This window comes from Gordonia sp. (in: high G+C Gram-positive bacteria), assembly GCF_020438995.1.
Taxonomy (GTDB): domain Bacteria; phylum Actinomycetota; class Actinomycetes; order Mycobacteriales; family Mycobacteriaceae; genus Gordonia.
On record NZ_JAGQTN010000023.1, the window covers coordinates 1 to 10779 of the forward strand.

A 10779-nucleotide genomic window follows, 5' to 3' on the forward strand; every position below is an offset into this window, starting at 1 on the left:
GTGCAACGCGCTCTGCGCCGTGCCCAGGGCAAACCGGTCAACTCCGCCGACACCGAGACCACCTACCCGCTGACCTGCCTGCCGCAGATCAACCGCAACTGGGAAACCCAGATGGGCCACCCCGTCGTCCCGTCGGTATCAAAGGCGCTCGGGAAGGTGGGCGGCTACGACGCGAACAGCTTCCGGGCTGCCCGCGAAGGCTCTGAACTGATCCGCGTCACCGGCACCGTCGACAACCGCAAGCGATCCTTCCTCGTCGGCTCCCAACAAGGCGGCTGGTGCATCCCTGAAATCAGGTGACGTCCCGGTCGACGACAACAGCCGCGTGAGTACCCCGGAAGGTACTCACGCGGCTGTTGTCAGCGGCAGAGAATTACTCGGCGCCGATGATGAACGCTTCGAGCTGCGCACGCGCGACATCGTCGGCGATCTGCTCCGGCGGGCTCTTCATCAGGTAGGCCGAGGCCGGGAGGATCGGGCCACCGAGGCCGCGGTCCTTGGCGATCTTGGCGGCGCGGACGGCGTCGATGATGATGCCGGCCGAGTTGGGGGAGTCCCACACCTCGAGCTTGTACTCCAGGTTCAGCGGGGCGTCACCGAAGGCGCGGCCTTCGAGGCGGACGTAGGCCCACTTGCGGTCATCGAGCCACTCGACGTGGTCCGACGGGCCGATGTGCACGTTCTTGTCGTGCACCTTGCCCGCGAGCGAACCGGTCAGGTTGGAGGTGACGGCCTGGGTCTTGGAGACCTTCTTGGACTCCAGACGCTCACGCTCGAGCATGTTCTTGAAGTCCATGTTGCCGCCGACGTTCAGCTGGTAGGTGCGGTCGAGGGCCACGCCGCGGTCCTCGAACAGCTTCGCCATCACGCGGTGGGTGATGGTGGCGCCCACCTGGCTCTTGATGTCGTCGCCGACGATCGGCACACCGGCGTCGCGGAACTTCTGTGCCCACTCCGGGTCGGAGGCGATGAAGACGGGCAGTGCGTTGACGAAGGCGACGCCCGCGTCGATGCAGCACTGAGCGTAGAACTTGTCGGCCTGATCGGAACCGACGGGCAGGTAGCTGACGAGGACGTCGACCTGCGCGTCCTTGAGTGCCTGCACCACGTCGACACCTTCGCCGTCGGCCTCGGTGATGGTCTGGCGGTAGTACTTGCCCAGGCCGTCGAGGGTGTGGCCGCGCGAGACGGTGACGCCGGTCGGCGGCACGTCGGCGATCTTGATGGTGTTGTTCTCGCTGGCGAAGATCGCGTCGGAGAGGTCGAAGCCGACCTTCTTGGCGTCGACGTCGAACGCGGCGACGAACTCGACGTCGCGCACGTGATACTGGCCGAACTTAACGTGCATCAGACCGGGAACGGTCGAATTCTCGTCGGCATCCTTGTAGTACTGCACGCCCTGAACCAGGGATGAGGCGCAGTTTCCTACGCCCACGATGGCTACGCGCACCTTATTGGACTCACCCACGGTCGGGTTCTCCTTCTTCTCGCGGCGCCACAGCGTACTGCTGCGGAACCGGCTCCTTCTGGGATGGGGCTGCGACGCCCCGGACACGGCTCTCCTGTGAGTCCGTTTCGTGGAGGTCGGCAGGCCTCCGGTCAGTGGTCGCGGTGTACGCGGTGTCGGGACTGTTGGTGTCCGACGCCTCGGCCGCGATGAGCTCGTTGAGCCAGCGCACTTCGCGTTCGCTCGATTCGAGGCTCAGTTCATGCAGTTGTCGGGTGTAGCGGTCGCCGGATCGGTTGGAACGTCCGATGAGCTCACGGAGCCCTTCTCGGCGTTCCTCGACCTGACGACGACGGCCCTCCAGGATCCGCATCCGGGCAACGGCCGGTGTCCGGCTGAAAAACGCCAGGTGGACGCCGAAACCGTCGTCGGTGTAGTTCTGCGGACCCGTATCGGCGACGAGTTCGGCGAAGCGTTCGCGGCCCGCGTCGGTGAGCTGGTAGACGCGGCGTGCCCGCCGGACCTTGGGTCCGAGCGGTCCGACCGTCTCGTCGATCAGCCCGCTGGTCTGCATCCGCTTGAGAGTGGGATACAGCGAGCCGTACGAGAAGGCACGGAACGCGCCGAGGAGACCGGTGAGCCGCTTGCGTAGCTCGTAGCCATGCATCGGGGATTCGATGAGCAACCCGAGGATGGCGAGTTCGAGCACTCCGGTCACCCCTCTCATCACGTCGGTCAACAAGTACGTCGGTCAATAAGGACGTCGGTCTGACAGCTCGGCACGACACCTCGCGCCGATGTGATGGTGAATGTATCGCACCGATATGTTCTGTGTCCACATCGGGTCGACGTGTCGTGTTGTACGACGCTCCTGTGGCATTGCTGTGACCGCGGTAACGGCATCCGAGCCGTCGTCCCGGTACTCCCATCGCAACGGCCCGTACCGGGGCACCGGAACCGCCGACCACGTACGCTGAAATGCGTGCAACGCCAGATCATCGACTACGCCCTGCAGCGCAAGGCCCGGCTCGCTGAGGTCCACTCGGGCCGTCGCGCCGTCGCCGACGTCTGCGACGCGAGTCCCTATCTGCTGCGCGCCGCGAAATTCCACGGACGCCCGTCGCCCACGCTGTGCCCGATTTGCAGGAAAGAGCAGGTCACGCTGGTGTCCTGGGTGTTCGGCGACAAACTCGGCCAGGTATCGGGATCGGCCCGGACAACCGAAGAGATCGCCCGCCTCGCCGGCACCGCGGAGGAGTTCTCCGTGCACGTCGTCGAGGTCTGCCGAACATGCAGCTGGAACCATTTGGTGCAGTCGTACGTTGCGGGTTTGCCACCGAGATCGACCCGCGGGCGCAGAGTCGCCAAGTAGGTCACACCGGTCGCTCCGGCCGTGACCGGCTGCACCGGTCTTTGCTCTGCGCGGGTCGAGTACGTCACAGTGGTAACTGATTCAGTGGCACCCGCGCGATAGACGGCTACGGTGAAACGCTGGGGAGATAGACGACCGACGGCGTGGTGCCGGACGGTCGGGAAGGTTGACATGAGCAGCACGAAGGGTCCGTCGCGTCCATCGGGATCCGGAGGTGGCACCCGCCACGCAGGCTACCGGCAACTGGCATGGGCCATCGGCATCGTCGCCGCGATCGTTCCCGTCGGCCTGATCGTCGCCGTGGTGGCCTTCCTCGGCGTCTACGTCGGCACCGACGTCCCCGCCCCAGGCGACATCAAACAGGCCCAGGTGTCGACGATCGTCAACAGCAAGGGCCGGACCATCGCGCGGATCGTGCCCGAGGACGGCAACCGCACCGACGTCAAGATCTCCGACGTCCCGGTCTGGGTGCAGGACGCGGTGATCGCCGCCGAGGACCGCGAGTTCCGTACCAACTCGGGCTTTTCCATCCGCGGTCTGAGCCGAGCCGTCAAAGGCAAGCTGACCAGCGACGATACCGCCGGCGGCGGCTCGACCATCACCCAGCAGTACGTCAAGAACGCGTTCGTCGGCAACGAGGTGTCCTACAAGCGCAAGTTCAAGGAACTCGCGATCGCGACCAAGATGTCCAACGAGTGGACCAAAGACGACATCATGGCCGCCTACCTCAACACCATCTACTTCGGTCGCGGCGCGTACGGCATCTCGGCGGCGTCGCAGGCCTACTTCCGCAAACCTGTCCAGAAGCTCACCCCGGCCGAGGGTGCGCTCCTCGCCGGCGTCATCCGGTCGCCGTCCTATCTCGATCCGGCCGTCGACGAGGATGCGGCGAAGATCCGCTGGAACTACGTGCTCGACGGCATGGTCACCATCGGCGCGATGTCGCCGTCCGACCGGGCCGCGCAGAAGTTCCCCAGGGTCAGGACCGCACCCAAGAGCAACGGTGAAGTCACCCCCGGACCCAACGGCCTGATCAAACGGCAGGTGGTCGAGGAGCTCACCAGGCTCGGGGTCGTCACCGACGAGGAGATCCGCACCGAAGGCCTCAAGATCACCACCACGATCGATCCGCAGGTACAGAATGCCGCCGTCAAGGCCGCCAACGGAAAGCTCGAAGGCGAACCGGACAACCTGCGCGACGCCGTGGTGTCGATTGAACCCAAGACCGGTGCGGTGCGCGGTTACTTCGGCGGCAACGACGGTCAGGGCTGGGACTACTCGCAGGCGGGTCTGCAGACCGGATCGTCGTTCAAGGTGTTCGGGCTGGTCGCGGCCCTCGAACAGGGCATTCCGCTGTCCCAGGTGTATGACTCCTCACCCTACGACGCGCCGGGCGGGCTCACGGTCAACAACTCCGACGGCGAGAGCTGTGGCAGCTGCAACCTCGCCACGGCGATGAAGATGTCGCTCAACACGGTGTACTACCGGCTGATGATGGACCTCAAGCACGGGGCCTCGGATGTGGCCGCTGCCGCGCACAAGGCCGGTGTCGCCGAGAGCTTCGGCACCATCGAACACACACTGGTGGAGAAGAACGGCAAGCCCGAGGGTGGCGTGGTTCTCGGTCAGTACCCGTCGCGGGTCATCGACATGGCGTCCGCGTACGCCACACTCGCCGCCTCCGGCATCTACCGCGAACCGTACTTCGTGCAGAAGGTCGAGACCGCTGACGGTGTCGTGCTCTATGAACACAAGCAGAACAAGGGCAAGCGGGTGTTCGCGGCCAAGGTCGCCGACAACGTGACCGCCGCGCTTGTGCCGATCGCCGCGTACTCCAACGGCAATTCGCTCTACGATCCGAATTTCGGCGCGCGTAAGTCCGCGGCCAAGACCGGCACCGCGCAGCTCGGCGACACCGGCAACAACAAGGACGCCTGGATGGTCGGCTATACGCCGCAGCTGTCCACCGCGGTGTGGGTGGGCACCGACAAGGGCACCGCGCTGCTGAACTACGGCGGCTCGAATATTTACGGCAGCGGTCTGCCCGCGCAGATCTGGAAGGCCGCGATGGACGGGGCGCTCGACGGCGACGAGCTCGAGGACTTCCCCGAGCCCGACGCAGTCGGTGGCCAGGCAGGCATTCCGTACGAGCCGCCGCCGGTCACGTATACCACCCCGACCCAGACGTACTACGACACGCCCGAGACGACCACTCAGCGCAGCCCGACCCGCTATCGGCCGCAGATGCCGACGGTCGACGAGAATGGCGGCGTGACGCTCGCGCCGGGTGTGACCGTGACGGTTCCCGGTGGCGGAAACTTCGGAAACGGGGGAGGTACCGGCGGTGATGACGGCACCGGCGCGGGCAACAACAACGTGGGCGGCGACAACAGCGGCACCGGCGGTGGCACAGGTGGTACCGGTGGCGGCGATATCGCCGGCAACGACGGCGTCGAGGCACCCTTCCCCTGATCGATGGTGAGCGCACAGGTAGTGGTGCGGTGACGGACGCCGGGTTGTCGTCGAACGATGTGGACGCACACCGGACGGACTCGGTCGGGCCCGGCCCGGTAGAGGTGGACGCCGGGGGCGGTTACGTGTCGCCGCGACCGTACGCCGTCGATGACCGGACGCTCGTCGACCGGGTGGTCCCGACGTGGAACGACGGCGTGCCCGCCGGCGCGGCCACGATGGTCGGCGGTGGTCTGGGGCGGCACGCCGCGGTGGGACGCAGCCGTTGGGTGACCCCGCTGCGAGTGCTGCTTGCCCTTGCGCTGTGCGTGACGGCGCTGAGTTGGTTCGGCAAGGCGGCCTGCCTGCAGACGAGCAGCACCACCACGTCCGCCGGCACCGAGACGCGGCTGACCAACGACAACCAGCGTCAGTTCACCAATCTCTGTTACTCCGACGTCCTCGCTCTGTACCAAGCGGAGAAGCTCGACCGGGGCAACACCTTCCCCTACAAGACGTTCTGGCACGAGAACTCCGACCCCGGCGCGAAAGCGGGCGAAGGCGAACAGGTCAAGCGGTACATGGAGTATCCGGTGCTCACCGGGCTGTACATGTATGGGGCGGCCAAGCTCGCCCAGTGGTGGGCCGCCGCGCACGACAACTGGGGAATCCCCGCACCGTATGTGACCGTCGGCTACTTCGACATCGCAGCCCTGGGATTGCTCGCCTTCTGGTTGATCACCATCTGGGCCACCGCCCTTACCGCGCGGGCCCGGATCTGGTCGGCGTGGATCGCGGCGCTGTCGCCGCTGGTCCTGGTGCACGCGTTCACCAACTTCGATGCCATCGCCACCGGCTTCGTCGCGCTCGCATTGCTGTCCTGGTCTCGCAGGAAACCGTGGCTCGCGGGGGTGTTCATCGGGTTCGGGACAGCCGTCACACTGTATCCACTGGTTCTGCTGCTCGTTCTGTTATTGCTGTGCTGGCGTGCGGGGACAGTGCGGGAGTTCACCAGGACGGCGCTGGGCGCGGTGGGCGCGTGGGTGGCCGTGAACCTGCCGATCGTGATCTTCTATCCGTCCGGGTGGCTGGAGTACTTCCGCTACAACTCCGACCGGGGGGCCGACCCAGACTCGGTCTATCGCATCCTGTCCGATTCGATTGGTTTCACGTGGAACAATGACCTGCTCGATGCGGTGTCGTTGCTGGGAGCGGTGGTACTCGCGATCGCTCTGGCCGTCGTCGTCCTGCGAGCACCGACACGCCCGCGCGTCGCCCAGCTGGCCTTCCTTGCGGTCGCCGGCTTCCTGCTGATCAACAAAGCATGGAGTCCGCAGCACTCCCTGTGGCTGGTACCGCTGGCGGTGCTGGCCATTCCGCACACGCGGTTGCTGTTCGCCTGGATGGCCATCGACGCGCTGGTGTGGATTCCGCGTATGACGCTGTTTCTCGACCCCGAGCGTCGCTGGCTTCCCGAAGAATGGTTCACCGTCGCAGTGGTGGTCCGCGGTCTGATGGTCGTCGCCCTGTGCGTCGTGGTCGTGTGGCAGATCTGGCATCCGGAGGACGACCTCGTGCGGACCGGCGCCGGGAGCGTAGCGAGTGGGCCGAATGGATGCGGCGCCGGGAGCGTAGCGAGCGGGCCGAACGATTACGGCGCCGGGAGTGGGGTGCGGTTTGACGATCCCGCGGGTGGGGTCCTCGACGGTGCGACCGACCGGATGGGTAAGTGGAGCAGGCGCCGCGCGAGGCAGGTCGTCGAGGCATGGCCGGTGCCGGTGGACCCGATCGCACCGGAGAACTCGCTGTCGGGGCCGTCCGTCGAGTAGTTCCATTGCTGGTTGCCTGGGTCGGCCAGGACCATTCAACCGGTGTAGCTTGGGAGGGTCCAGCCGGTTCTTCGCGGCTAGGGTGGCTGTATGACTTTTTCCGGACCGGGACCGTACGGTGGCACGCCGCCTGGTCGGTCGGGACCCGGGTTCGGTCCCGGCGTGTCTCCGCAGCAGGGTCCGTTTCAGCCCTATCCCGGCGTAGCCCAGCCGTATAGCGCAGCCCAGCCCTTCGGCCCGGCCCAGCAGGCTGCCCACGGCTACACGCCGGGGCAGTATCCGCCCGGGCCGCCACCCAAACGTGGCGGCGGCGGACTCTGGTTGGCGCTGGGAATCGGTGCGGGACTGGTGGTCTTGGTTGTGACTTTCGTGTTCGTCCTCGTGAGCGGTGACGACGATGGGTCGTCGCCGACGAAGGACCCTGTCGCCGCGGGCAGTGATACCCCGGCCCAGAACCATGAGGCTTTCGTACGGGAGTTCATCGTCAACAGCAGCACGTTCTCGCCGGGTAACACCAGCCGGTACGAGCAGGCCATCGACACCTACTGCGACGATTCGCCCGACAAGTCCGATGCGCGCAACGGGCTCGCGGTCCTCGACGAGTTGCAGGTGTCGTCGCAGACCGACGGCACGCCGTCCGTCGAGGTGATGTCCGGGGAGGCGTCGGGCTCGCGGATACCGGTGCATTATTCGGTCAAGGTGACCACCAGGGCCGGAGTCACGTCCAAGTCGGGAACGCTCACCGGCACTGTCTACGTGCGGCCCGGCGCCGACCGGTGCGTGATCGAGGTCGTGGAGGACGAGTCCGGTCCCACTCAGACATTCTGACCCATACAAAGAACTCCGCCGGTCACCTTGGTGAGGGTGACCGGCGGAGCTGTGTGTCAGACGCCGACGCTCAGGCGGAGACGACGGCCAGCTGAACCTTCGCGGTGACGCTCGGGTGCAGCTTGACGACGATCGGGTAGCTGCCGGTGGCCTTGATGTGGGCCTTGGGAAGCTCCAGGTTGCGCTTGTCGACGGCGGGTCCGCCGGCCGACTTGATGGCGCCGGCAACGTCGGCCGCGGTGACCGAACCGAACAGCTTGCCCGAGTCGTGGGTCTTCACGGTCAGCGAGACGGCGTCGAGGCCTTCGAGGGCCTGCTTGATCTCGTTGGCGTGCTCCACGCCGCGGACTTCGCGGGCGGCCTGGACGCGACGGATGTCGTCGACCTGCTTCTGGGCGCCACGAGTGGCCTTGATGGCCAGGCCGCGGGGCAGCAGGTAGTTGCGGCCGTAGCCGTCCTTGACCTCGACGGTGTCGCCTGCTTCGCCGAGGTTCTCCACGGCGGCGGTGAGGATGAGTTTCATGTCAGTCCTCCCGCTTATCGGCTGGTCGAGGTGAAGGGCAGCAGGGCCACCTCACGCGAGTTCTTCACTGCCACGGCGACGTCGCGCTGGTGCTGCACGCAGTTGCCGGTCACGCGCCGCGAACGGATCTTGCCGCGGTCGGACAGGAAACGACGCAGCAGTGCGGTGTCCTTGTAGTCGATGGCAGTCTTCTTGTCTTTGCAGAAGGTGCACGCCTTGGTCTTGGTGACCTTTTCGACGCGGACCTTCCGGCCTTTTTGCTTAGCCAATGGATGCTCCAGTTATGCATTGCGGGTGAGCCGGGCAGCTGCCCGGTGTCCGCCGAATATCAGAAGGGGGGTTCGTCGTCCCCGCCGCTGAACGACGATCCGCTCGCGGGGGCAGAGCCCCACGGATCGTCGGCCACCGGCTGGTTCGATCCGCCGCCGCGGCTCGCGCCGCCGCCGGAGGATCCGAAACCACCGCCGCCTCCGCCGCCGCGCGAGGCCCTGTTGACCTTGGCGGTGGCGTATCGCAGCGAGGGACCGATCTCATCGACCTCGAGTTCGACGACTGTGCGCTTCTCGCCCTCGCGGGTTTCGTAGGAGCGCTGCTTGAGTCGTCCCTGCACGATGACTCGGGTGCCCTTGACCAGGCTTTCGGTGACGTTCTCCGCGGCCTCGCGCCAGATGTTGCAGCGGAGGAACAGCGCTTCGCCGTCCTTCCACTCGTTGGTCTGACGGTCGAAGGTGCGCGGTGTGGATGCCACCGTGAAGTTGGCAACTGCCGCGCCGGACGGTGTGAACCGCAGTTCCGGGTCGGCGGTCAGGTTGCCGATGACGGTGATGACCGTGTCGCCTGCCATGGGAGTCCCCTCGTGTCGTGAGTGTGCACTCGAAGGTCGAGCCGCACCTGCTCTGTTGTGGAGTTGGTTTCCACCCTAGAACGTGGGTACGACAAATCCGGGTGCGATCGGGCGGTTATCCACAACCGCCCGCCCAGGATTACTTGCGCAGAACCTTGGTCCGCAGCACCGAGTCGTTCAGCTTGAGCTGACGATCGAGCTCGTTGACGGTGGCGGGTTCGGCGTTGAGATCGATGACGGCGTAGATGCCCTCGCTGTGCTTGGCGATCTCGTAGGCAAGACGGCGCTTGCCCCAGACGTCGACGTTGTCAACCTTTCCACCGTCGTTGCGGACAACGTTGAGGAAGGTATCGAGTGAAGGGGCGACGGTGCGCTCGTCCAGACTGGGATCGAGGATGACCATCAATTCGTAGTGACGCATATGACCACATCACCTCCTATGGGCTAGGTCGGCCACGGACTGTCCGTGGCAGGAGGGTCGCCTGCGTCGGCAACCGCCCCAAGATACACGGTCAACCCCTGACCTGCGAAATCGCGCGTCCACCACCTACCCTGTAGCGTATGCTCGACGTCAGTTTTCAACCTGTTCTGCGAGTCGGGCGCACGTCCCTGTCGCGCCGCGGCGAGACCGCGGTCATCGTCGTGGTGTCGCTGCTGCTGACGTCGCTGCTGATGTATTGGTCGTATCTGGTCAAGGTCAAATGCGGTGGGCCGCCGTTTCTGGAGGGTGGCCGTAGTTCGCATTGGCCGGTCGGCGACCCGGACGCCGTGGTGCCCTGTTATTCGGACCTGATGTTCCTGTGGCGGGGCCGCGGAATCGACGAACACATATTCCCGTACATTCACGGCGGCATCAACGCCGACGGAAAGCTGTTCGGCGGCGTCGTCGAATATCCGGTGCTGTCGGGGATGCTGATGTGGCTCGGGGCGATCGGCGCCCACACCGATACCGAGTTCTTTCAGCATTCGGTGTGGCTGCTGGTCCCGTTCGGTCTGGCGATCACGGTGCTGTTGGCGTTGATGGTGCGCTGGTGGGTGCTGTTCTGGGCTGCCACACCACCTTTGGTGCTGTACTCGTTCCACAACTGGGAATTGCCGGTCACCGCAACGGCTGTCGGGGCGGTGGCGGTGATGGCCTGGGGTGCGGGCACCAGCACGAAAACAGGTCGACGACGATTGTCGTTGCGTACCAGCGCGATTCTCGCCTCGATCCTCCTGGCACTGGGCTTCTGCCTCAAGATCTATCCCGGCCTCTTCGTCCTCCCCCTCGCCCTATACGTCCTCACCCGCGGCGAAGGGCCAAAGGGCCGGGCCACCCTCATAGCAACTGAGAGCGAATCAACGGATGTGCGACGAGGCATCTTGACCCCTGTGGCCGAAGAGACGGATGCGCGACCAAACATCTTGACCCCTGTGGCCGAAGAGACGGATGCGCGACCAAACATCTTGACCCCTGTGGCCGAAGAGACGGATGCGCGACCAAAC

General features: G+C 65.6%; 10 protein-coding genes and 2 pseudogenes. 6 read left to right on the top strand and 6 right to left on the bottom strand.

From position 1 onward, the window contains the following. Positions 1-300 (top strand): annotated as a pseudogene (locus tag KDB67_RS01765) (hypothetical protein); the annotation flags it as partial. A 73-nt stretch (positions 301-373) separates the two neighbouring features. Here KDB67_RS01765 and KDB67_RS01770 read toward each other — a convergent pair. Both KDB67_RS01770 and KDB67_RS01775 read right to left on the bottom strand, forming a co-directional pair. After that, positions 374-1468 carry an inositol-3-phosphate synthase gene (locus KDB67_RS01770; protein ID WP_291011626.1) on the bottom strand — a complete coding sequence of 365 codons (1095 nt, stop codon included), beginning with the start codon at positions 1466-1468 and terminating at the stop codon, positions 374-376. Then, positions 1461-2156, bottom strand: coding sequence for a PadR family transcriptional regulator (locus tag KDB67_RS01775; RefSeq protein WP_291011654.1), 696 nt, complete (start codon positions 2154-2156; stop codon positions 1461-1463). The genes KDB67_RS01770 and KDB67_RS01775 overlap by 8 nt, the downstream gene beginning before the upstream one ends. 273 nt (positions 2157-2429) lie before the next feature. Here KDB67_RS01775 and KDB67_RS01780 point away from each other — a divergent pair, with 273 nt between their 5' ends. The 4 genes from KDB67_RS01780 to KDB67_RS01795 all read left to right on the top strand — a co-directional run bounded on the left by KDB67_RS01780 (position 2430) and on the right by KDB67_RS01795 (position 7927). Further along, a complete protein-coding gene (locus tag KDB67_RS01780) occupies positions 2430-2819 on the top strand; it encodes a DUF5318 family protein (RefSeq protein WP_291011629.1) in 390 nt (129 codons plus the stop codon). A 171-nt stretch (positions 2820-2990) separates the two neighbouring features. After that, positions 2991-5291: a transglycosylase domain-containing protein gene (locus KDB67_RS01785; RefSeq protein WP_291011632.1), complete on the top strand. Its 2301-nt coding sequence runs from the start codon at positions 2991-2993 to the stop codon at positions 5289-5291. A gap of 125 nt (positions 5292-5416) precedes the next feature. Continuing rightward, a complete protein-coding gene (locus tag KDB67_RS01790) occupies positions 5417-7099 on the top strand; it encodes a glycosyltransferase 87 family protein (protein ID WP_291011635.1) in 1683 nt (560 codons plus the stop codon). Between the two features lie 162 nt (positions 7100-7261). Next, the gene (locus tag KDB67_RS01795; RefSeq protein WP_291011638.1) at positions 7262-7927 is read left to right on the top strand and encodes a hypothetical protein; all 666 of its coding nucleotides are present in this window, start codon (positions 7262-7264) and stop codon (positions 7925-7927) included. Between the two features lie 70 nt (positions 7928-7997). Here KDB67_RS01795 and rplI read toward each other — a convergent pair whose 3' ends face one another. The 4 genes from rplI to rpsF form a co-directional block, all read right to left on the bottom strand. Then, entirely contained in the window at positions 7998-8450 is a 453-nt protein-coding gene (gene rplI / locus KDB67_RS01800) for a 50S ribosomal protein L9 (protein ID WP_291011640.1), read from the bottom strand. Between the two features lie 14 nt (positions 8451-8464). Next, complete coding sequence (rpsR, locus tag KDB67_RS01805) at positions 8465-8719, bottom strand: 30S ribosomal protein S18 (protein WP_005183045.1); 255 nt, start codon at positions 8717-8719, stop codon at positions 8465-8467. A 59-nt stretch (positions 8720-8778) separates the two neighbouring features. Next, complete coding sequence (locus KDB67_RS01810) at positions 8779-9294, bottom strand: single-stranded DNA-binding protein (RefSeq protein ID WP_291011649.1); 516 nt, start codon at positions 9292-9294, stop codon at positions 8779-8781. 139 nt (positions 9295-9433) lie between these two features. Beyond that, positions 9434-9715, bottom strand: a complete 282-nt coding sequence (gene rpsF / locus KDB67_RS01815; RefSeq protein ID WP_291011651.1) for a 30S ribosomal protein S6 — start codon at positions 9713-9715, stop codon at positions 9434-9436. Between the two features lie 140 nt (positions 9716-9855). On the opposite strand from rpsF, the pseudogene KDB67_RS01820 reads away from it, so the two are divergent. Further along, positions 9856-10779 (top strand): annotated as a pseudogene (locus KDB67_RS01820) (hypothetical protein); the annotation flags it as partial.

Excerpts from the sequence above, each read along its gene's own strand:
- rpsF (WP_291011651.1), bottom strand. The coding sequence starts at position 9,715 with ATGCGTCACTACGAATTGATGGTCATCCTCGATCCCAGTCTGGACGAG.
- KDB67_RS01785 (WP_291011632.1), top strand. The coding sequence starts at position 2,991 with ATGAGCAGCACGAAGGGTCCGTCGCGTCCATCGGGATCCGGAGGTGGC.
- rplI (WP_291011640.1), bottom strand. The coding sequence starts at position 8,450 with ATGAAACTCATCCTCACCGCCGCCGTGGAGAACCTCGGCGAAGCAGGC.
- KDB67_RS01810 (WP_291011649.1), bottom strand. The coding sequence starts at position 9,294 with ATGGCAGGCGACACGGTCATCACCGTCATCGGCAACCTGACCGCCGAC.